General features: G+C 41.3%; 25 protein-coding genes. 1 reads left to right on the top strand and 24 read right to left on the bottom strand.

Annotated elements, in window-relative coordinates:
* Positions 1 to 171: 171 nt before the first annotated feature.
* A complete protein-coding gene (locus HMPREF2764_RS02770; protein WP_070527048.1) occupies positions 172 to 1443 on the top strand; it encodes an aminotransferase-like domain-containing protein in 1272 nt (423 codons plus the stop codon).
* A 126-nt stretch (positions 1444 to 1569) separates the two neighbouring features.
* On the opposite strand, the gene HMPREF2764_RS02765 is transcribed toward HMPREF2764_RS02770, so the two are convergent.
* The 24 genes from HMPREF2764_RS02765 to HMPREF2764_RS10255 all read right to left on the bottom strand — a co-directional run.
* Positions 1570 to 2385 carry an ABC transporter substrate-binding protein gene (locus tag HMPREF2764_RS02765; protein ID WP_070527045.1) on the bottom strand — a complete coding sequence of 272 codons (816 nt, stop codon included), beginning with the start codon at positions 2383 to 2385 and terminating at the stop codon, positions 1570 to 1572.
* Between the two features lie 157 nt (positions 2386 to 2542).
* Positions 2543 to 3196, bottom strand: coding sequence for a phosphate signaling complex protein PhoU (gene phoU / locus HMPREF2764_RS02760; protein ID WP_000946458.1), 654 nt, complete (start codon positions 3194 to 3196; stop codon positions 2543 to 2545).
* Positions 3197 to 3207: 11 nt separating this feature from the next.
* On the bottom strand, positions 3208 to 3966 hold the full coding sequence (gene pstB / locus HMPREF2764_RS02755; RefSeq protein ID WP_000133484.1) for a phosphate ABC transporter ATP-binding protein PstB: 759 nt from the start codon (positions 3964 to 3966) through the stop codon (positions 3208 to 3210).
* A gap of 12 nt (positions 3967 to 3978) precedes the next feature.
* Positions 3979 to 4782: a phosphate ABC transporter ATP-binding protein PstB gene (pstB, locus tag HMPREF2764_RS02750; protein ID WP_000049851.1), complete on the bottom strand. Its 804-nt coding sequence runs from the start codon at positions 4780 to 4782 to the stop codon at positions 3979 to 3981.
* A 10-nt stretch (positions 4783 to 4792) separates the two neighbouring features.
* A complete protein-coding gene (gene pstA / locus HMPREF2764_RS02745; protein ID WP_070527042.1) occupies positions 4793 to 5677 on the bottom strand; it encodes a phosphate ABC transporter permease PstA in 885 nt (294 codons plus the stop codon).
* Entirely contained in the window at positions 5667 to 6584 is a 918-nt protein-coding gene (pstC, locus tag HMPREF2764_RS02740; RefSeq protein ID WP_001070903.1) for a phosphate ABC transporter permease subunit PstC, read from the bottom strand. Before pstC ends, pstA begins: the two co-directional genes overlap by 11 nt.
* Positions 6584 to 7462, bottom strand: a complete 879-nt coding sequence (locus HMPREF2764_RS02735) for a phosphate ABC transporter substrate-binding protein PstS family protein (protein ID WP_070527038.1) — start codon at positions 7460 to 7462, stop codon at positions 6584 to 6586. The genes pstC and HMPREF2764_RS02735 overlap by 1 nt, the downstream gene beginning before the upstream one ends.
* A 220-nt stretch (positions 7463 to 7682) precedes the next feature.
* Positions 7683 to 8987: an RsmF rRNA methyltransferase first C-terminal domain-containing protein gene (locus HMPREF2764_RS02730; RefSeq protein ID WP_070527035.1), complete on the bottom strand. Its 1305-nt coding sequence runs from the start codon at positions 8985 to 8987 to the stop codon at positions 7683 to 7685.
* Positions 8988 to 9761, bottom strand: coding sequence for an inositol monophosphatase family protein (locus HMPREF2764_RS02725; protein ID WP_070527032.1), 774 nt, complete (start codon positions 9759 to 9761; stop codon positions 8988 to 8990).
* Positions 9751 to 10029, bottom strand: a complete 279-nt coding sequence (locus HMPREF2764_RS02720; protein ID WP_001041974.1) for a UPF0223 family protein — start codon at positions 10027 to 10029, stop codon at positions 9751 to 9753. Before HMPREF2764_RS02720 ends, HMPREF2764_RS02725 begins: the two co-directional genes overlap by 11 nt.
* Positions 10029 to 10430 carry a Spx/MgsR family RNA polymerase-binding regulatory protein gene (locus HMPREF2764_RS02715; RefSeq protein ID WP_000631254.1) on the bottom strand — a complete coding sequence of 134 codons (402 nt, stop codon included), beginning with the start codon at positions 10428 to 10430 and terminating at the stop codon, positions 10029 to 10031. Before HMPREF2764_RS02715 ends, HMPREF2764_RS02720 begins: the two co-directional genes overlap by 1 nt.
* A 211-nt stretch (positions 10431 to 10641) precedes the next feature.
* Positions 10642 to 11259 carry a TIGR01906 family membrane protein gene (locus HMPREF2764_RS02710; RefSeq protein ID WP_070527029.1) on the bottom strand — a complete coding sequence of 206 codons (618 nt, stop codon included), beginning with the start codon at positions 11257 to 11259 and terminating at the stop codon, positions 10642 to 10644.
* Complete coding sequence (locus HMPREF2764_RS02705) at positions 11249 to 12022, bottom strand: TIGR01457 family HAD-type hydrolase (protein WP_070527025.1); 774 nt, start codon at positions 12020 to 12022, stop codon at positions 11249 to 11251. Before HMPREF2764_RS02705 ends, HMPREF2764_RS02710 begins: the two co-directional genes overlap by 11 nt.
* A gap of 10 nt (positions 12023 to 12032) precedes the next feature.
* Positions 12033 to 12770: an acyl-[acyl-carrier-protein] thioesterase gene (locus tag HMPREF2764_RS02700; protein ID WP_070527022.1), complete on the bottom strand. Its 738-nt coding sequence runs from the start codon at positions 12768 to 12770 to the stop codon at positions 12033 to 12035.
* Positions 12771 to 12774: 4 nt separating this feature from the next.
* Positions 12775 to 13905: a radical SAM family heme chaperone HemW gene (gene hemW / locus HMPREF2764_RS02695; protein WP_070527019.1), complete on the bottom strand. Its 1131-nt coding sequence runs from the start codon at positions 13903 to 13905 to the stop codon at positions 12775 to 12777.
* Positions 13906 to 13977: 72 nt separating this feature from the next.
* Positions 13978 to 14376, bottom strand: coding sequence for a YtxH domain-containing protein (locus HMPREF2764_RS02690; protein WP_070527016.1), 399 nt, complete (start codon positions 14374 to 14376; stop codon positions 13978 to 13980).
* Positions 14377 to 14391: 15 nt separating this feature from the next.
* Positions 14392 to 14775 carry a DUF948 domain-containing protein gene (locus tag HMPREF2764_RS02685; protein WP_070527013.1) on the bottom strand — a complete coding sequence of 128 codons (384 nt, stop codon included), beginning with the start codon at positions 14773 to 14775 and terminating at the stop codon, positions 14392 to 14394.
* Positions 14776 to 15564, bottom strand: coding sequence for a prolipoprotein diacylglyceryl transferase (lgt, locus tag HMPREF2764_RS02680; RefSeq protein ID WP_070527008.1), 789 nt, complete (start codon positions 15562 to 15564; stop codon positions 14776 to 14778).
* Positions 15557 to 16492, bottom strand: coding sequence for an HPr(Ser) kinase/phosphatase (gene hprK / locus HMPREF2764_RS02675; protein WP_000115193.1), 936 nt, complete (start codon positions 16490 to 16492; stop codon positions 15557 to 15559). The genes lgt and hprK overlap by 8 nt, the downstream gene beginning before the upstream one ends.
* A gap of 136 nt (positions 16493 to 16628) precedes the next feature.
* The gene (locus HMPREF2764_RS02670) at positions 16629 to 17591 is read right to left on the bottom strand and encodes a hypothetical protein (RefSeq protein ID WP_033629475.1); all 963 of its coding nucleotides are present in this window, start codon (positions 17589 to 17591) and stop codon (positions 16629 to 16631) included.
* Between the two features lie 64 nt (positions 17592 to 17655).
* Positions 17656 to 17832, bottom strand: coding sequence for a 30S ribosomal protein S21 (gene rpsU / locus HMPREF2764_RS02665; protein WP_000048054.1), 177 nt, complete (start codon positions 17830 to 17832; stop codon positions 17656 to 17658).
* Positions 17833 to 17988: 156 nt separating this feature from the next.
* Positions 17989 to 18612, bottom strand: coding sequence for a Type 1 glutamine amidotransferase-like domain-containing protein (locus tag HMPREF2764_RS02660; RefSeq protein WP_033629474.1), 624 nt, complete (start codon positions 18610 to 18612; stop codon positions 17989 to 17991).
* Between the two features lie 13 nt (positions 18613 to 18625).
* Positions 18626 to 19243, bottom strand: coding sequence for a class I SAM-dependent methyltransferase (locus HMPREF2764_RS02655; protein ID WP_070527005.1), 618 nt, complete (start codon positions 19241 to 19243; stop codon positions 18626 to 18628).
* 213 nt (positions 19244 to 19456) lie between these two features.
* Positions 19457 to 20481: LPXTG cell wall anchor domain-containing protein (locus HMPREF2764_RS10255; RefSeq protein ID WP_261673651.1), on the bottom strand; the 1025-nt coding region annotated here is incomplete at its 5' end.

The raw sequence follows: 20481 nt of genomic DNA, 5'->3' as shown, positions 1-20481 counted from the left end.
GGCAAGGCGAAGCTGACGTGGTTTGAAGAGATTTCCGAAGAGTATTATTCTATAAATCTTACTCCTAAGTATACCACATTTAGCTTTATATGTGAACGAGAGAATCACACTAGACATTGCCAAGAAGAAAAAAAAAAAGGTACAATGTAACAAAATCAAGGGAGGTCTGGAATGAAGAAACAAAGCAAGTACCAAGAGGTCGTAGCTTATCTGAAAAATAGTATCGAGTCTGGACGCTTTCCAACGGGTAGCCGCCTGCCTTCTATCCGTCAACTGAGCCTTGACTTTCACTGTAGCAAGGATACTGTCCAACGAGCCCTGTTGGAATTACGGCACGAACAATACCTCTATGCCAAACCCCAGAGTGGCTATTATGTTCTAGAACAAGGACAACATCAAGACCTAGAAATCGAGGTTACCGATGAACACGCCAGCGCCTATGACGATTTCCGACTCTGTGTCAATGAAACCTTGATTGGCCGGGAAAACTACCTCTTCAACTACTATGATAACCAAGAAGGATTAGAAGACTTAAGACAATCCATTCATAAACTCCTCTTTGACCAAGCTCTCTACTGCAAGGCTGACCAACTGGTACTGACTTCTGGAACCCAACAAGCTCTTTTTATTCTTTCTCAAATATCCTTTCCTAGCCAAGCCAAGGAAATCTTGGTGGAACAGCCGACCTACCATCGGATGAATCGCCTCTTGATTGCTCAAGGTCTGGACTATCAAACGATTGAACGAGGCATTGATGGGATTGACTTGGAAGAGCTGGAAGGCCACTTCAAGACTGGAAAAATTAAGTTTTTCTATACCATTCCTCGTTTTCACTATCCTCTGGGGCATTCCTATTCAGAGCAGGAAAAACGAGCTATTCTTGACTTAGCTGCCAAGTATGGTGTTTATATCGTAGAGGACGACTATCTGGGGGATTTGGACTCTAAAAAGGGCCAGACCTTCCACTATCTGGATACAGAGGAGCGCGTCATTTATATCAAGTCCTTCTCAACCAGCCTCTTTCCAGCCCTGCGGATTACGGCACTCATTCTGCCAAATGCTATCAAAGAAGCCTTTGTGGCCTACAAAAATATCCTAGACTACGACAGCAACCTCATCATGCAAAAGGCCTTATCACTCTATATTGACAGTCAATTGTTTGAGAAAAATCGTCTAGCTCGCTTGTCCAATCAGGAAGACTACCAAAAACAAATCGAGGAAAGACTAGCTAACACTCCTTGTCCCCTTCCTCATTATCCCCTACACGATGGTTTATTGCTAGACCTCAGACAGTATCCTAAAATCGCCAGCCTCAAACACAGTCAGCTGAAATTGAACTTCTTTGAGGAGGCTTACTTGGATGCCTGCCCTTATCAATTTGCCAAGGTGTCCCTAGACAATCTAAAAAAAGTTTTAGACTATTTAAAAGCAGAATTGGACTGACTTCCAACTCTGCTTTTTTCTTATACTCTTCGAAAATCAAATTCAAACCACGTCAGCGTCACCTTACCTTACTCAAGTACAGCTTGCGGCAAGCTTCCTAGTTTGCTCTTTGATTTTCATTGAGTATTATTCTTCAACTTCTGTTAAGGTTGCCGCTTTTTCAAGATATTTTTGGTAGGTGCCGTCATCCTTGAGTTTTTTGATGACCTTGTCCACCACTTCTTTCAAATCAGCACTATTTTTTCTAAGGGCAACTGCATTAGCTTCGCCGTCCTTCATCTTCAAGCTGACAGTTGCGACAGCTAGGTCTGCATTTTTAGCAGCATAGCTAAGGGCAACAGGCTCATCCATGTGAACAGCATCTACTTTTCCAGCCTGTAATTCATTAACAGCTTCACCCATATTGGTTAGGGAAGTCAGCTGAGCTTTTGGCAATTGTTCCTTGACCATTGATTCTGGAACAGTCCCTTTTTGCGCTGCAATATTGGCACTTTCTAGGCTAGTTAAATCCTTGTATTTTTCTACATCAGACTTACGAACCAAGAAACTAATCTTGTTTTCATAGTAAGGGATTGAAAAATCAAAGACTTCTTTTCTCTCATCAGTAGCGCTAATTCCTGCAACCGCTAGGTCAGCCTTACCAGTTTGAAGACTGGTCAATACATTGTCAAAACTCATGCTTGAAATTTCCAACTTCACCCCAAGTTCATCAGCGATAGCTTGGGCCATATCAATATCCGCACCGACTACCTGATTTTTCCCGTCAACTAAGGATTGGAATTCAAAAGGTGCATAGTCAGGACTAGTCGCCACAACTAATTTACCCTTTTGCTTAATGGCCTCAACAGCTGACTGAGAACCATTCGAACCCGACTGGCAAGCCACTAAGAAGAAACTTGCAAGAAAGCTACATAAAACAAATATCCATTTTTTTGATTTCATAAATAAACAACCTCTCTGTTAATTTTGTATAATTATAACGCTATCCAAGTTGCTTGTCAAGCATTTTTTGAATTTTTATCTTAAAAATATTTTTTTCATTCAAGAAAAGGAGCTATCAGTTGATTTCCAGCTCCTTTTTATACAGAATGAACCTATTTTATAGTTCGACAATCTTACCTGTTTCAAAGTAAACAACCCATTCACAGATATTTTTAGCATAGTCTCCAATACGTTCCAAGAAAGCAATCACTTGGAAATAATCACGACCTGTAACAATGGCATCTGGATTTTTCTTGATTTCTTCTGTAGCTAAGTCACGAATGCTATCAAAGTAATGGTTGATTTTTTCGTCCATAGCTGCTACTTCATAGGCCTGATCAACTGAACCGTTGAGATAGAGTTCAAGGGCTGCTTCAACAAAGTTCTTGACATCGCGACCCATTCTCTTGATTTCTTCTTCAACAGCTGGGATGCGTTGCTCCCCTTTCATACGAATTGCCGCTTTGGCAATGGAAACGGCATGGTCCCCCATACGTTCCAAGTCAGATACGGCCTTCAAGACTGTTAAAACAGTACGCAAGTCCTGAGAAACTGGCTGTTGAAGAGCAATCATTTCAAATGATTTCTTTTCCAATTTCACTTCGTATTCGTTCACTTCTGCATCGTCTTCGATGACTTCCTTGGCCAAATCACGGTCATGCGTAACAAAGGCACGCACTGTACGATTGATTTGAGATAGCACTTCTTGTCCCATAGCATAGAACTGGTTATGCAATTTCTCTAAATCTTCTTCAAATTGAGAACGTAACATCATTTATCTCCTTATCCAAATTTTCCTGAAATATAATCTTCTGTTTCCTTGTGTTGTGGGTTGAGGAACATCTTCTTGGTATCGTTAAACTCAATTAAATCTCCATCTAGGAAAAATCCTGTCTTGTCAGAGATACGAGAGGCTTGTTGCATGGAACGCGTAACCAAGAGCATGGTGTATTTATCTTTTAGACCATACAAGGTTTCCTCAATCTTCCCAGCAGATATAGGGTCCAAGGCTGAAGTCGGTTCATCCAAGAGAATGATTTTAGGACTGGTTGCCAAGACACGGGCAACACAAACACGTTGCTGTTGTCCACCTGAAAGCCCGATAGCTGAATCATGTAGGCGATCCTTGACCTCATCCCAGATGGAAGCTCGTTGCAAGGCTTTTTCTACTGCTTCATCCAGAACTTGCTTGTCCTTCACTCCATTGATACGAAGCCCATAAACAACGTTTTCGTAGATAGACATAGGGAAGGGGTTTGGTTGTTGGAAAACCATCCCGATTTCCTTCCGCAATTCAACTGTATCTGTACGCGGACTGTAAATGTTGTGGCCGTTGTAAACTACTGAACCAGTTGTGGTTACCTCTGGATTGAGATCCCCCATACGGTTGATAGCCTTGAGAAGAGTTGACTTCCCTGATCCAGATGGACCAATTAAGGCTGTAATTTCCTTAGGTTGGAAAGATAGGGAAACACTATTCAAGGCCTTTTTTTGATTGTAGTAAACGGACAGGTCTGATACCTGTAAAATCGCTTCTGTCATACTGTTTCCTTTCTATCCAAAGTGTCCTGTTACGTAGTCATTGGTTGACTGTAGTTTAGCATTTTGGAAAATATTAGAGGTCTTATCGTACTCTATCAAGTCACCCAAGTAGAAAAATCCTGTGTAATCACTAGCACGCGCAGCCTGTTGCATACTGTGGGTAACGATAATGATGGTAAAGTCCTTCTTCAATTCCAACATGGTTTCTTCCAGTTGGGCTGTCGCAATCGGATCCAAGGCTGAAGCCGGTTCATCCATCAAGAGGATATCTGGCTTAACAGAGATGGCGCGAGCGATACAGAGACGTTGTTGCTGACCTCCAGAAAGCATCAAGGCTGATTTGTGGAGGTCGTCTTTGACCTGATCCCAAAGGGCAGCCTGTCTTAGAGAGGTTTCTACAATTTCATCAAGGACTTTCTTGTCCTTAACACCTGCACGTTCATGAGCAAAAGTAATGTTGCGATAAATAGACTTAGCAAATGGATTTGGACGTTGAAAGACCATTCCGATATGCTTGCGCATCTCATAGACATTGATTTCTGGACGATTAACGTCAATCCCTCGATAGAGGATTTGACCTGTGACCTTGGCAATATCAATAGTATCATTCATCCGATTGAGACTGCGAAGATAAGTAGATTTCCCTGATCCAGAAGGACCAATCAAGGCTGTAATTTTATTTTTTTCAAATTGCATATCGATGCCCTTGATGGATTCATTTTTACCGTAGTAAACATGTAAATCCTTGGTAGAGAGGGCCACTTTTTCTTCAGGGAAGGTGATGATATGCTTTTCATCCCAGTTATATTTTGACATGGCTTCTCCTTTAGGCAGCGGTTAATTTCTTGTGTAAATAGCTTCCGAGTTTGCGTGCTCCAAAGTTAAAAATCAAGATAAAGATGAGGAGCACAGCAGCAGAACCAGCAGATACAATGGTAGCATCAGGAATGGTTCCTTCACTGTTGACCTTCCAAATGTGGACAGCCAAGGTTTCTGCTTGACGGAAGATTGAGATAGGACTGGTAACACTGAGGATATTCCAGTTAGACCAGTCAAGGGCTGGAGCGGATTGTCCTGCTGTATAGATAAGAGCCGCAGCCTCACCAAAGATACGGCCAGAGGCCAAGACGACCCCAGTCACAATACCTGGAAGAGCTTCTGGAATGACCACATGGACAACAGTCTCCCAACGAGAAATCCCAAGGGCCAGACCAGCCTCACGTTGCGTATGGTGAACGTGTTTCAAGCTGTCTTCAACATTACGAGTCATCTGAGGTAAGTTAAAGACTGTCAAGGCCAAGGCACCTGAAATGATTGAAAATCCATACTCAAACTGAACTACAAAGATCAAGTAACCAAAGAGACCCACAACCACTGATGGCAGTGAAGACAAGATTTCAATACAGGTTCTGACAAAATTGGTCACCGGACCTTTTTTGGCATATTCAGCTAGGAAAATCCCAGCCCCCATAGATAAGGGAACAGAGATAATCAAGGTAATAACCAGAAGGAAGAAGGAATTATAGAGCTGAATTCCAATCCCTCCGCCTGCTTGGTAAGAAGATGATTTGCCAGTCAAGAAAGACCAAGAGATGTGGGGCAAACCACGAACCAAGATATAAAGAATCAAGGATGCCAAGATGGCAACGATAATTCCTGCAATTGAGTAGAGGACAGCTGTTGCAATTTTATCTAATTTCTTAGCGTGCATAGTTTTTCTTTCCTCTTTCTTTCGTAATCAATTTAATCACACTGTTGAAGGCCAAACTCATCAAGAGCAAGACTAAGGCCAGTGACCAGAGAACATTATTGTCAACGGTTCCCATAACGGTATTTCCGATACCCATGGTCAAAACAGAGGTCAAGGTCGCAGCAGGCGTTGTCAATGAAGTTGGGACAACAGCTGAGTTTCCGACTACCATCTGAATGGCCAAGGCTTCACCAAAGGCACGCGCCATCCCAAAGACCACTGCAGTGAAAATCCCTGAACGCGCTGCCTTCAAGGTCACGCGCCAAATGGTTTGCCAACGAGTCGCTCCCATAGCCAAACTAGCTTCGCGGTAGTGACGAGGCACCGCACGCAAGCTATCGGTTGTCATAAAGGTTACCGTCGGTAAAATCATAACAAAGAGAACGAAAATCCCTGACAAAATCCCAAAACCAGTTCCACCAAAGACACTACGTACAAAGGGCACTACGACCTGTAAACCGATAAATCCATACACAACTGAAGGAATCCCGACCAGCAATTCAATGGCTGGTTGCAAGATTCTAGCACCTTTTGGTGAGACCTCGGTCATAAAGACTGCCGCACCAATGGCAAAAGGAGTTGCGATAAGGGCTGATAGGATTGTGACAATAAAGGAACCCAAAATCATGGGAAGGGCACCAAATTGTTTACCTGAAGGATTCCAAGTTTGTCCAAAGAGGAAATCAAAGATATTAACCCCATTGACAAAGAAGGTCGACAAACCTTTTTGGGCTACGAAAATCAAAATCATGGCCACGATGATGACAATCAAAGACAGACAGGCAAAGGTCAAGCCTTTTCCAAGTTTCTCTAAACGAGAGTTCTTTGAGGGAGAAAGTAATTTTTTAGCTAATTCTTCTTGATTCATTAGTGACTCCCTTCTAGTGCTGTCACCGTTCCGACAGCATCTTTTTCAACCTTCATTTCCTTGACAGAAATATAGCCCATTCCCTTAACGATTCCACTTTGCGCTTCATCTGAGAGGACAAAGTTGAGAAATTCTGCCACCAATTCATTGGGTTGACCTAGGGTGTACATGTGTTCGTAAGACCACAAAGGCCAATTATTGCTTGTAACATTTTCTGCAATTGGCTCATAGCCGTTCAATTTCATGCGTTTGACAGAGTCATCTACATAGGCAAAGGCTAGGTAAGAAATGGCTCCTGGTGTCTGGGAAACAATGTTTTTGACCATCCCATTTGAATCCTGTTCTTGACTCTGCACGGCAGATTGGCCATCCATGACAACACTATCAAAGGTTGCACGTGAACCTGAACTTGCCGCGCGGTTGATAATCGAAATGGCTAGGTCTTTCCCACCGACTTCTTTCCAGTTGGTCACTTGACCTGTGAAGATGCTACGGAGTTGTTCAGTTGTCAGATTTTCAACATCAACTTCCTTGTTCACAATCACTGCCAAGCCCGCTACAGCAACCTTATGATCCATTAGAGCGGATGCGTTGATACCGTCTTTTTCCTCGGCAAATACGTCTGAATTTCCTACATCAACGGCTCCAGACTGAACCTGAGACAGACCTGTACCAGATCCTCCACCTTGGACGTTGACTGTTTTCCCAACGTGCAGAGAGCCAAATTCATCTGCTGCTGCTTCGACCAAAGGCTGAAGAGCCGTTGAACCAACAGCTGTCATGGATTCCCCACGATCAATCCAGCTAGCACATCCCGCCAAAGAACCTGCCAGCAAAAGAGCTGCAAGGGATAGAGCGAGTTTTTTCCTTTTTTTCACTGTTTTTCTCCTTGAAAATAATGGTGAATGCTGTGAATTTTTTCAACTATTTATTTATGTTTTTCTTTTGAAAATTAGGAGCCAACTGAAGTTCTTTGCTTGGTTTTACTAGAAATTTGCTCAGTTATCTTCTCCACCAATTTTGACTTAAAATGAAAGACAATTTGAAAAAAATCCATACTTCCACTATAACATAGACAAGCTACTTTGACTAGCATTTTCACTTGAATCTGAGGCCTTTTGGAAAATAATTTTTCAAAACATTTCCAGTCACCTTTGCAAAGCCCAACCCATTGCCTTGAACCAAAACCTGATACCAACCATTTGGCAGACTTTCTGCCAGCTGAACGGTTTCTCCAGCCACATACTTTACAAACTCTTCTTGATTAATTTCAACTGACTGCTTGACCTGACTCGGTTTCAAGGCTAGACCAAGAGCGAAACTGGGTTCAAAGCGTTTCTTCTTAAAGGTCCCTAGATGCAGGCCATTCCGAGCAATCTTGAGTTTCCCTAAATCTGGCAAAAGTTCTGGCAGGAGATAGAGTTGGTCACCAAAAGTCTGCAAGATTCCCCTTAGATTGATTTTCAGGTGTTTTTGGGCAAATTCCTGCCACAAAGTAACTTGTTCTCGGCTAAGATTGCTCTTACTTGCCTTAAATTTAGTAGCTGGATTGTCACCCCTAAATTGTAAATGGGCTACAAATTGCCCCTCTCCCTTAAAATGATGAGGATACATCCGAGCCGTTTCTGGCAGGCCAATACCAGCTACCATTCCATTGATATGCTCTACTGGTAACAAGTCAAAATCATACTCATCCAACAACCAATTAACAATCTCTTCGTTTTCCTCGGGGGCCCAGGTACAGGTTGAATAAACCAAGCGACCACCTTCAGCTAGCATGGTTACTGCATCTTCCAGAATTTCTCTTTGCAAACTAGCACATTGACTCGGATAATCTAAGCTCCAATAGTCCATAGCATCTGGTTGCTTACGGAACATCCCTTCCCCTGAGCAAGGAGCATCAAGGACAATGAGGTCAAAATAGCCCTTAAAAACCTTGGCCAAGCGGTCAGCAGATTCATTGGTCACCACGACATTTGTCGCTCCAAAGCGCTCCATGTTTTCTACTAAAATCTTAGCCCGTTTGCTTGAAATTTCATTGGAAACAAGGAGACCCTCCCCTGCTAGATAGGCTGCTAATTGAGTTGATTTACCTCCTGGTGCAGCTGCCAAGTCCAAGACCTTCATCCCAGGACTGGGCTTGGCTACCTGAGCCACCATCTGAGCAGCGGGTTCTTGCGAATAGACCAAACCTGTAGCATGTTCAGGCGATTTCCCTGAAACCTTCCCATAATGTCCCCAAGGGGTTTGAGGAATGGCATCAGGAAAGGAAACTGGCGCTTCTTTTAAAGGATTGACCCGAAAGGCCGAAACCGCTTCCTCCTCAAAAGAGGCAAGAAAATCTCTTGCCTCATCTCCTAGTATCTCTTCATATTTTTCAACAAATCCTTCTGGAAATTGCATTTAAGTTCTTTTCCTTTCGTAAATATAGGACTGAATTTCCTCCTGCATCTCAAGAGGTAGCATCATGACCGGCTGTCTGGTTTGAAAATTAGGAGTTTCACCAGAAAGGGTTACCACCCGATAGCCCAGACTTTCCCCTAAAATACTAGCCGCAGCATAATCCCATGGTTGCAGATAGGTGACATAGGTCAACAAACGTCCTGACAAAATCTTGGTAAAACTAATGGCCGCACTCCCATAGACACGAACACCGAGGACCGCTCGACCCAAATCAGCCAAGCCCCATTCATTGGTTTCCAGCATACCACTATTCCCTGCAATGAGGAAATCTCCAAGTGGTTTTGGCTTAAAGGGAGCTAGGGGCTGATCATTTCGGCAAACTGGAAAGGATCCGCCACCGTGGTAACAATCCCCTTTGACCACATCATAAATGAGAGCAAACTGGCCTTGACCATTTTCAAAATAAGCCATCATAACAGCAAAATCTTCCTGCTGGGCTACAAAGTTATTGGTACCATCAATGGGATCAATGACCCAAACATTGCCATCTTGAACCGAGGCTCGCAGACAACCTTCTTCAGCACAAATCTTATCCTCAGGATAACGGGACAAAATCTCACCAACCAATAGCTCCTGAACTTCCTTGTCCAGTCTGGTCACCAAGTCTGTTGGAGAGGACTTGGTCTCAACTTGCAAATCTTCCTGCATATGGTCAAGGATGTACTGGCCCGCCTTCTTGACGAGCTCTTTAGCAAATTCAAACTTACTTTCCAAGAGAAATCTTTCCTTCCCCTTTTTCCTTGGCAGCCTGAACTGCTCGGTAGAGCGAATAGCCACTAACCGTTTCAAATTCTCGTCCCAAACGTTTCTCTTCGCTCTTGCTTGGCACGACCGCTTTGAATCCTTTATAGGAGTCAAGTAACTTTTTAGCCTCTACCTTGCCCTCATAGGCAGCTTCAACATCATTAAAAAAAGAAAGCACTGAAGCAAGTTCTTCAGTGCTCCACGACAAATCTAGTGGGTAACTATACTGTTTGTTCATTAACTAATACCAGCTCTCATTCTTGCTTCTTTTAGTTCTTGCTTACGGTAACTACGAGGGAGAAAAGCACGAATCTCATCTTCATTGAAACCGATTTGCATGCGTTTGGCATCGATAATAATTGGACGACGCAAAAGACTAGGGTACTGCTCAATTAAATGAAGCAATTCCGATACCGAAATACTTTCTACATCAATATCTAATTTTTGAAAAATTTTTGAACGAGTTGAAATGATGTCATCAGTACCATTTTCGGTCAAGGAAAGAATGTGTTGCAATTCTTTTCTTGTTAAAGGACTGGTCATAATATTGTGCTCCTCAAAGGGCACCTTATGTTTTTCTAACCAAGCCTTTGCCTTACGACATGAAGTACAGCTCGGTGATAGAAATAGTGTAATCATGCTTTTCTCTTCTTATCTATACTTTACTACTTCTATTATACAAAAAAATAAAGCGCTTGACTAGAGATTTTTAGAAAAAAAGCCTATTTTTTCAAGAAAAATAGACTGTTTGCGAACGATTAGCTCTTTTTGGATTTGATTAATTCATTCTTGACAATAGTTTCGAATCACATACCTAATTGATTTATGCAAAATAAGAATATCTTTAGTATTATTTCCTACGACTTTTCAGATAAAGATAGCCAAAGAAGCTTTCATAGAGGGCAAAAAAGAGGAGGAAGGCATGAAGGAAAAAGGTCTCTGGCAAAATCAGAATAACAGGATCCTTGGCTGGATCAAAAAGCCAGGTATCATCTCCCACAAAGAGAATTTGATGGAAAAGAGTAAAGAATTGGTCAAAACCAATCAAAACTCCCCCGAGACCAATCAGAACAGGCAAGACTACTAGAGTCAAAAGCCCCTTACTGAATAAAGATAAAAATCCCTTTTTCACAATTCCTTTCACAAAAAAATAGAAACTTGGTAGTGTCACAAGGGCAACTAATTGAACCAGGTGAAAGAGGTTCTTGACCACTGCAAAATGGTGTAGCCCAGCAGCTGACGAACGAAAATCAGGCATCTGCAAGACCTGACTAAAAGGATTGGTCAGGTAATTCATCAAGATATGAAAGTTGTATTGAATAGTTTCTGATTTTAGATAGACCCGATTCGTTAAGTTCAGCCACTGAACTTCCAGCGGATAGAAAATCCAAGCCAGATAAATAGTCATAAGGATTGAGAGGGAGAGGAGAAAGAGCATAGAGCCCCAAAAGGTCAGTTTAGTTTTCATCAAAATCCCACTCCACTAGACTAGAAACTACATGAGTAGGTGCGATTGGCAGGTCTGCCACTTCTTCTGACTTGGTAAAACCTGTCGTCACCAAGAGCGTTGGAATGCCATTATCAATCCCAGCTCGAATATCAGTCAAATAGTTATCTCCAACCATAATCAACTCTTCACGTTCCAAACCTAAGTGCTCAACCGCCTTGTCCATAATGATAGCATTTGGTTTTCCAATATAAACAGGCTTCACTCGTGTTGCTACTTCAAGTAGCGTAATCAGTGAACCAGCACCTGGCAAAAGCCCTCGTTCTGTCGGGATGTTGAGGTCAGGGTTGGTTCCGATAAAGTGGGCGCCTTTTTGAATCGCAAGAGTTGCTTTGGCAAATTTTTCATAGTCCACTTGCCAGTCCAGTCCAACTACCACATAGGCAGGATTTCTCTTGTCTTCCACATAACCAGCCGCCTTGATGGCTTCTTTGAGACCTGATTCTCCGATAACATAGACGGTCTTTTCAAGTCCCAAGTCATTCATATAGTCGATGGTTGCCAAAGTTGCCGTGTAGACAGTTGATAAAGGCGTGTTGATATTAAAATTCTTAGCCAACATTTCTTGAACGCTCTCAGGAGTACGAGTTGTATTGTTGGTCACAAAGAGATAGGGAATCTCTCGTTTTTGCAATTCATGCACAAAAGCCTCTCCCTCTGGAATCCGGTCCTTCCCCTTGTAAATGGTTCCGTCTAAATCAATTAAATAACCTTTATAAGCCATATCGTCCTTTCTAATGCGCTTCAATTTCTTGCCAAGTAATCATAGCTTGGGCATTGATTTCGGCATCACTGATAATCTGATGCTTGCTTTCTAGTCCCTTGAGTTCATAAGCTGAGGCAATCATGCCACCTGGTCGCACTTCTTTAACATACTTGAGATTGATTTTCTTTGGAATATAGTTGGTTAGAAAATCGGCCCCCATAACCTCAAAAATCCAATCTAGGTATTTACTATTATTGACATGACCATTCATATCCAAGTCGTAAAAACGAACATGGTAGTCTTTACTGATCGGGTTTTCTAGATTTGTATACTTTGGCCCACGGATGAGTTTTTTATCAAACTCAGACTGGTAAGGAGCAACAATTTCCGCTTCGACTCCATGAACTTTCCGACTATCGCGGTCCATGAGAACAAAGGTTGCCATCATACGAATCACTTCTTGACCTGCTTCATCATAGAGAGTGAAGCGACGATAGCAAAAAAGACGGTTGTAGCTCAAGGCTTCCGTTTCAATCGTAATCTCCTCAGCAAAGCGAGGCAAACGTACCACGTCAATCTCATAATCCGTGATAATCCAGACCAGATTGTAGCGTTCCAAGACGTCCTTGTCACTGACTCCCAGCTCAATCGATTGCATACCTGATACTTGCAGGGACAGCAAAATCACATCTGGAAGTTTGATATGACCATTCATATCCGCCATATCAAAAGGAATTTTCATTTTCATCTGATAAGTTAAACCCATTGTTCTACTCCAAAATAAATCGTTCTGCTACGGTGTCTCCTAAAAAGAGACCTCTCTTTGTCATTCGGACACGATCACCATCGATCTGCATAAGACCTTGTTGTGTCAAGTCCCTGACAATTTTTCCATAAAGTCCATCAAAGGATCGTCCGAATTTTTCCTCGAATCGCGCCATGGAAACCCCGGATTTTTTCCGGAGTCCTAGGAACATTTCTTCTTCCATCTGCTCCCTTTGACTCAGGTGTTCTTCTGTAATCCGAGCATTTCCTGCCTCTACTGCATTGAGATAGTGGCGGATAGGTCCGTGATTTTTATAACGAACGCCATTCACATAACCTGACGCTCCTGCACCGATACCATAGTACTCAGCATTGTCCCAGTACATGAGATTGTGTCGACTTTCAAAGCCAGACATAGAGAAATTGGAAATCTCATAATGCTCAAAACCAGCTCGCTCCAGTTCTGCAATGATGTACTCAAACATCTCTGCTTCTAACTCTTCCTTGGGCAGGGGCAGTTTCCCACGTCGCATACGGTTCATAAAGACCGTATGATTTTCCAAAATCAAGCTATAAAGGCTCATATGAGGAATATCAAGCGAAATGGCCTTAGCCACATTCTCCTTGACCTGATCCATAGTCTGACCAGGAAGAGCGTAAATCAAATCGATGGAGATATTATCAAAGCCAGCCAGTTTGAGGCGGTCGATATTTTCATAAATATCCTTTTCCAAATGACTGCGCCCAATCTTTTTCAGCATCTTGTCATCAAAAGTCTGCACACCTAAGGAAACACGATTGACTGGAGACTGTTTCAAAACCGCAATCTTATCCGCATCCAAATCTCCTGGATTGGCCTCAATGGTCAACTCTTCCAAAACTGACAAGTCCAAGTTTTTAGTCAAGCCATCCAGGAGTACTTCTAATTGCGGAGCGGACAAAGCCGTTGGCGTCCCACCTCCAATGTAAAGGGTTCGCAATTTTTGGATATCATAAGAACGAAACTCCTCTAGCAGATGCTCCAAGTAACTATCTACTGGTTGATTCTTGATAAATACTTTTGAAAAGTCACAATAATAACAAATCTGTGTGCAAAAGGGAATATGCACATAGGCTGATGTTGGTTTTTTCTGCATAGTAATTATTATACCACAAAGACTGGTTTCCAGATAAAAATCACCATCTCCAGAACCAGAGATGGTGATGTTTTATTCTTCTGTAATATCAATAATAATCTCTTCTTCGTCTTCTACGATATCTGGAGTTGCTGGCTGTTCTTGCCATTGCTCCTTGAGATTGTTAAAGGTTTCTTTTGATGCTTCTGTCGCTTGTCGTGCACATGTTTTGGCTTGATCAAGGACACTGTCAAAAGTGATTTCACCAGATTCTACTTGTTCCTTTGTTTTCAGCACAAAGTCCGTTGCCTGTTCCTTCACTTCTGTCAATTTCTCACAGACTTGCTCTTTGGCATATTCTGGATCTTCTCTCAAATCATCTAGAAAATCTTGAGCTTGACTGCAAATTTGCTTGCCCTTGTCACTGGTTAAGAACAAGGCCAGAGCTGCACCTGAAACGGTTCCTAAAAGGATAGAGGATAGTTTTCCCATGAGATTTCTCCTTTTTTATTTTTTGAAAAATTTACTTGCGACACGGAGTGCAGATAATCCAGCACCCGTCTTAAGTGTTTTTGATCCAGCTGATGAAGCTTTCTTACTCAAGACACGCGCTTGACTATTGAGATCAGATACTGACTCAGACAAGTCTGCTACAGCCGTAAAGAGTGGGTCGATTGTCGCAACTTTGATATTGATATCGTCTGCTAACACATTGACCTTAGCCAACAAATCATTGGTCTGATGCAAGGTAACGTCCACATCCGAGCTCAACGTTTTGATGGTTTTCTCTGTCTCATCAATCATACGACCTGCTTTTTGAATCGTAATTGTCAAATAGACTAAACAGACAATCAAAGCAATGGCAACAAGAATATAAGCAACTTCTAACATTTATTTTTCCTCCTCTGTATGATAGAAAGGGGCTTTCTTTCGATTTTGATAAAGTATGATAAAAATACCGAGTCCGATAAGGACAACTGATAACCATTGGGAAACTCGCAGACCAAAGAACATGAGACTATCCGTCCGCATCCCTTCGATAATCATACGACCAAAGCCATACCAAATCAAGTAGAAAGCAGTGATATGACCACGTCTGATTCCCTTTAATTTTCGTCTAAAAATCAAAATCAAAGCAAAACCGATCAGATTCCAAACCGACTCATATAAGAAGGTCGGCTGACGGTAGCTACCATCAATGTACATCTGGTCACGAATGAAGCCTGGCAAATAATCCAGACCATCTACTGCTGCACCGTAGGCTTCTTGGTTAAAGAAGTTCCCCCAGCGCCCTAAACTTTGGGCAATCAGAACGCTCGGAGCCGCAATATCTAGAAAGTCCCAAGTATTGATGAGTTTTCTATCCGCAAAGATATAGAGTACAATAGCTCCTGCTATCAAACCACCATAAATGGCCAAACCGCCATTCCAGATGGCGATGATTTCACCTGGATTTTGCAGATAATAATCTAAACGAAAGAGTACGTAGTATAGTCTAGCACCTAAAATAGCTACAGGAAAAGCAATCAGGATAAAATCCAAAATATCATCTGATAGGATTTTCTTTTTAGGAGCTTCTTTCATGGCAAGATAGACTGCCAAGATCAAGCCTGCCACAATACACAGGGCATACCAACGAATGGAAAAAGGTCCGATTTCAAATGCAACTGGATTAATCATGTTTCACCTCATTTTGAGCGATCAGATTTGTCAAACGTTCTTCAAATAAACGTGTCGCATCAAAGCCCATTTCCTTAGCACGATAGTTCATTGCTGCCGCCTCAATAACAACAGAGATATTGCGTCCTGTTTTTACCGGGATGCGGATACGTGGAATAGCTACACCAGAAACTTCTAATTCTTCGGCATTGTTTCCTAGACGGTCAAAAGTCTTATGGGTATCGTAATTTTCCAAATAGACAGCCAGTTGAACTTGTGAAGAATCTTTTACAGCGCTTGCTCCATAGAGACTCATAACATCGATAATCCCAACTCCACGAATCTCAAGCAGATGCCTTAAAATTTCAGCTGGTTCTCCCCAAAGAGTCATCTCATCCTTAGAATAAATATCGACACGGTCATCCGCTACTAGACGATGACCACGCTTCACGAGTTCAAGACCTGTCTCACTCTTACCGATACCACTATCCCCTTGGATCAAGACTCCCATGCCATAGATATCCATCAAGACACCATGTACACTGGTACGTTTAGCTAAACGGGAATCCAAATAGCTAGATAACTCTCCAGACAAACGGCTGGTTGCTGTCCGACTGGTTAAAATCGCAATCTTACATTCTCTAGCAGCCTTCAACATTTCTTCTGGAACTACCAAACCACGAGCTACGATGACCGCTGGTGTTTCTGGCAGAAACATTTTTTTCAAAACTTGATAACGGTTTTGAGAAGGCATACTAACCAAATAGGACCACTCCTTCATCCCCAAAAGCTGGATCCGTTCTGGAGTGTAGTAATCAAAATAGCCCGTCATTTCAAGACCAGGTCTCGTAATGTCCGCTGTGTTGATTTCTTTTTCAAGCAATTCGCCTTCGCCGTATACAATATCTAGTCTGAGCTTTTCAATTACTTCTCTTACTAAAACCGACATAATTTCCTCCTTCAATCGAGTTCTCCTTACTATTATATCAAATTGTAGTTGGAAGTTTCCTTTTTTTGCAGGATTTACAGTATTTATTTGATGTTGCTTGGGAAAAGATTTGACTAGGAAGTTTTTTCGTACTCTTTCAAATTAACCGAGACAAATCTACTGCAAATCGGTCAACGTCTATCACCAAGTCCCTTCCAGATTTTTCTAAGTAAATCCTTGGAAGACCTTTTGTTAGTATTCTATTTGCATCAGCCATATCTTGAGGATAGGTATAGAACTGTTGACCTTTTGGAAACTGATTTTGGACTTGCCATTCTTCAAACTCCTTCAAAAAAGTCTTATGAGATGGCATACTGACTTCTTCGAACAAGGAATGGTCAAAATATCGTACCAAACGATACAGACCATGAATCTCATCCGCAAAGCACTTATCAATTTTTTCATAGGGGAAGCCTCGTCTCTGATAAGCTTGGCATAAACTTTGTAAGGACTCGCTTAATGCAACTGCATCTTTTCTTGCCAAGTTTATAAAATACCGAACAGAAAATTCTTCCATACCAGTTCGTTTTTTCTTCTCTAAAAACTGTTGTGCACGCAAGAGAGACTCAGATAATCTTTCTTCATCTTGATAATAAAGAGCGTATAAAAGATTCATCACATTTTCTGGATAATAGGTTCCTTTCAACAAGGGTAAATCTTTGGGGACGAATGATGGAATGGCTGAAAAATCGTTACAAGCAAAAGAGGTAAACAAGCCTTTCAAAATCCCATCTGTGTAAATGGTTCCACTTGCCAACAAACCGCCTCTCAGCAACTTGGTTCTTCCTGTTTGCCATAGAACGTTGTTTAACTGCTTATAATCCCCATCTAAAAACGCAGCATAATAGGCAAAATATTTAGTATCATCTAGCAATAAGCTACTGTACAATTTTACCCTTAAAACCTTGTCAGACAATACTTTTGAATCGGTCAAATACTTTTCAAAAATTCTTTGGTTTGACTCTTCAAATTCCTTCCAATCTATCGGATCAGCACAATAACCCCAATCTTCCAAGTGATTTTCACGCATCTTTTGATATTCTTTTATATACTCTTTCATAACAATTTATTCCTCTAAACATTGTGCAAAAAAAGACTAGACAAGTCTAGCCTTTCATTTCAAATTAGAATTTTTTACGTTTACGAGCTGCTTCTGATTTACGTTTACGTTTTACAGAAGGTTTTTCATAGAATTCACGTTTGCGTGTTTCTTGAAGAGTACCAGCTTTAGTAACCGCACGTTTGAAACGACGAAGTGCATCGTCAAGAGATTCATTCTTACGTACTACTGTTTTAGACATTTTTTTCACTCCCTTCAAGTTCAAGATCTATTCCATTTTACACGCAAAATGAATAATTGTCAAGGGAAAACTGCCATAAACTTATATTATCTTCCCTTTTCTTTTTAAAAGGGACAACGTATTAGAATAGATGTCATAATAGTGAAAAAAATTATTTTAATCCTGTTCAGAAACAACTTTTATTTCTTTATCATTTACAATAACAGCTTGTGAATTGTTCATTCGCATTAAGTCGAGCTGATTTTTATAGGTTTCAAAGGTCTTCTTGCTACTATCAGTAAAAGGCTCCTCACTATAATGTGGAAGGATGTAAAACTCCACTACATCCAATCCCGTTGTATCCGATAACTCTGTCGCTACCGTCTTGTCGTCCATGAGCTTATTGTAGTCAATATCCTTGGCGGTAATGATAGCCCCTGCTGATTCTCCCATATAGATCAGCCCATCTCTTATTTGTTCTTTGATAAGAGATAGGAGTTGTTTTTTCTTTAATTCTTGTAATAAATAAAATGTATTCCCGCCAGAGATATAAAGAATTTTGCTTTGGAAAATCTTTGCCTGTGCAGTTTCTCGATCACAAGAAGCAATATCTAGAACCTCTATCTCAAATCCTAAATCTTTGAATGTTTGCTGAGCCTCATCGATATAGGCAGTATAATCCTCTTTGTTCCCAGCGGTAGGAATAAATAAAACCTTGTTTTCTAGATTCTTTTCCTTTGCATAATCGCTAAAAAGCTTTTTGACTCCAGCAAAGTATGAACATAAAAATAATTGTTTCATGACTGTACCTCCATTAATGTTTAACAATTTTATAAAGGATCCACGCTTCCTTTCTTTGACTAGTTATAAGCTCAAACCCTATTAACAACAAGAATCGTCTAAATGCTTCTTCGCTTTGGACCTCTGGTAAAAAGTAAGACAACTTGTTATATTCACAAGCCAGTAAGAGTATCCCGTCTGATTTGAGTATTCTTCGAAGTTCCATAAAAGAAGCCTCTAGGTCCTGCCAATGAAAATGAGTTTGAAAAGCTGTGATTAAATCAAAACTTTCATCAGAAAAGCCTGTCTCCCTAACGTCTCTTCGTTCAAAATTTATATTAGTTATCTCTATCTGTTTGGCTTGAGCTATTGCTACATCTGAAATATCAATTCCAGTTATAGTACTTTGCGGAAAAGTTTCTTTCAGTAGGATGGTTGAACGGCCATTCCCAACTCCTACATCTAAGATTGCAGGGTAAAATGTCCTATCCAGATGACGAATTGCCCATACAAACATGGGGAGATAGGCTCTATTCCACAATTTCATCATTCGTTTTCCTAGAAAGCCCGAAGGGTTCTTTGATTGCTGAATGAGACGAGAAAACAGTAACATTAAAAGTAAAAAACAAGTGAAACCAATTATATAAATCAAAATCGAGCCTCCTCGTATAGCTATATTATACCACTTTAGCAGGATAGTGAACAATTGAGGCAAAATAATTAGACGATTTTCAAATCAATTACCAAAAAGAGAGAACCAATTGGTTCTCTCTTTCTGTTAGACTGACATCTTCTTAGATAGCAATGAATGTAATCATTTCAATCAAGTATCCAAAACAACTTACTTGTTGACTTTTGCCACTAATTATTCTTCCTCAGATTTTTTTCTTTGAGCTAGAGAAATTAATCCCATACCTGATAAAGCAGCCAATAGACCAGCTGTCAAGTGAGATGTCTCCTCAGAACCCGTATTTGGAAGAGTTTTAGTAGTTCTTTCTTCTGTAATACCTTGTTGTTCTGGATTTTCAACTACAGGAAGTTCTACTACTGTTGGAGTATAGAATCCTGAAATGATATTTCCATTACGGTCTTTACGGATCACTTTCACACCTTTGGCTTGTCCTACAAAGTTTACCTCAGGAGTAAAGGTGACGGTGCCATCTGGTGAGATTACATAAGTTCCTTGACCTGGAACGACTTTTTCAGTTGTTCCATCTTCAAAGGTTGGCGGAACTGTCAGATCGACATCACCTGTAAAGTTTGGTTTACCAGTCTGAGTTTGACCTTTAAGACCTTCTGATGTCGCATAACTCACTTGTGTTTGTCCAAGGACAGTTGGTGTGTAGCGAGCAGTAACTGCATTTCCATACACATCCAAACGTTTTACAACCAATCCTTTAGCTGTACCAACAAAGTCTGGTTCTGGAGTAAAGGTAATCTTACCATCTTTATCAATTGTATAACTTCCTTCACCCGGAACAACCATAGTCGTGCTACCATCCTCAAATGTTGGTGGAACTGTACTATCGATATGTCCTTCAAACGTTGGGGTTGCCACTTGTGGTTGACCTTTTGCTCCTGTAGAAGCCGTATCATGACCAGTAGATGGATCTACAACTGTTGGGCGATAGCTTGCAGTAACTGGGGTGCCGTTCTTATCCTTGCGGACAATCGTTACACCGGTTCCTTGTCCTACAAAATTAGCTTCTGGAGTGAAGGTCACTGTGCCATCTGGTGAGATTATATAAGTCCCTTCACCTGGAATCACTTTTTCAGTTGATCCATCTTCAAATGTCGCCGCCACAGTTTCATCGATTGGAACCAGTGGATCGCCACCTTGGAAGCTTGGAGTTCCAGTTTGTGGAAGTCCTTGAGGACCTGTACTTGTTG

This window comes from Streptococcus sp. HMSC073F11 (genome assembly GCF_001810785.1).
In the GTDB taxonomy this organism is placed as follows: Bacteria; Bacillota; Bacilli; order Lactobacillales; family Streptococcaceae; genus Streptococcus.
Note: the sequence above shows the minus strand (reverse complement) of the source record. Positions and strands in the feature narration are given on the sequence as shown.

Coding starts and splice junctions, on each gene's coding strand:
- HMPREF2764_RS02770 (WP_070527048.1), top strand. CDS start 172: ATGAAGAAACAAAGCAAGTACCAAGAGGTCGTAGCTTATCTGAAAAAT.
- HMPREF2764_RS02765 (WP_070527045.1), bottom strand. CDS start 2,385: ATGAAATCAAAAAAATGGATATTTGTTTTATGTAGCTTTCTTGCAAGT.
- phoU (WP_000946458.1), bottom strand. CDS start 3,196: ATGTTACGTTCTCAATTTGAAGAAGATTTAGAGAAATTGCATAACCAG.
- pstB (WP_000133484.1), bottom strand. CDS start 3,966: ATGACAGAAGCGATTTTACAGGTATCAGACCTGTCCGTTTACTACAAT.
- pstB (WP_000049851.1), bottom strand. CDS start 4,782: ATGTCAAAATATAACTGGGATGAAAAGCATATCATCACCTTCCCTGAA.
- pstA (WP_070527042.1), bottom strand. CDS start 5,677: ATGCACGCTAAGAAATTAGATAAAATTGCAACAGCTGTCCTCTACTCA.
- pstC (WP_001070903.1), bottom strand. CDS start 6,584: ATGAATCAAGAAGAATTAGCTAAAAAATTACTTTCTCCCTCAAAGAAC.
- HMPREF2764_RS02730 (WP_070527035.1), bottom strand. CDS start 8,987: ATGCAATTTCCAGAAGGATTTGTTGAAAAATATGAAGAGATACTAGGA.
- HMPREF2764_RS02720 (WP_001041974.1), bottom strand. CDS start 10,029: ATGAACAAACAGTATAGTTACCCACTAGATTTGTCGTGGAGCACTGAA.
- HMPREF2764_RS02715 (WP_000631254.1), bottom strand. CDS start 10,430: ATGATTACACTATTTCTATCACCGAGCTGTACTTCATGTCGTAAGGCA.
- HMPREF2764_RS02710 (WP_070527029.1), bottom strand. CDS start 11,259: ATGAAAACTAAACTGACCTTTTGGGGCTCTATGCTCTTTCTCCTCTCC.
- HMPREF2764_RS02705 (WP_070527025.1), bottom strand. CDS start 12,022: ATGGCTTATAAAGGTTATTTAATTGATTTAGACGGAACCATTTACAAG.
- HMPREF2764_RS02700 (WP_070527022.1), bottom strand. CDS start 12,770: ATGGGTTTAACTTATCAGATGAAAATGAAAATTCCTTTTGATATGGCG.
- hemW (WP_070527019.1), bottom strand. CDS start 13,905: ATGCAGAAAAAACCAACATCAGCCTATGTGCATATTCCCTTTTGCACA.
- HMPREF2764_RS02690 (WP_070527016.1), bottom strand. CDS start 14,376: ATGGGAAAACTATCCTCTATCCTTTTAGGAACCGTTTCAGGTGCAGCT.
- HMPREF2764_RS02685 (WP_070527013.1), bottom strand. CDS start 14,775: ATGTTAGAAGTTGCTTATATTCTTGTTGCCATTGCTTTGATTGTCTGT.
- lgt (WP_070527008.1), bottom strand. CDS start 15,564: ATGATTAATCCAGTTGCATTTGAAATCGGACCTTTTTCCATTCGTTGG.
- hprK (WP_000115193.1), bottom strand. CDS start 16,492: ATGTCGGTTTTAGTAAGAGAAGTAATTGAAAAGCTCAGACTAGATATT.
- HMPREF2764_RS02670 (WP_033629475.1), bottom strand. CDS start 17,591: ATGAAAGAGTATATAAAAGAATATCAAAAGATGCGTGAAAATCACTTG.
- rpsU (WP_000048054.1), bottom strand. CDS start 17,832: ATGTCTAAAACAGTAGTACGTAAGAATGAATCTCTTGACGATGCACTT.
- HMPREF2764_RS02660 (WP_033629474.1), bottom strand. CDS start 18,612: ATGAAACAATTATTTTTATGTTCATACTTTGCTGGAGTCAAAAAGCTT.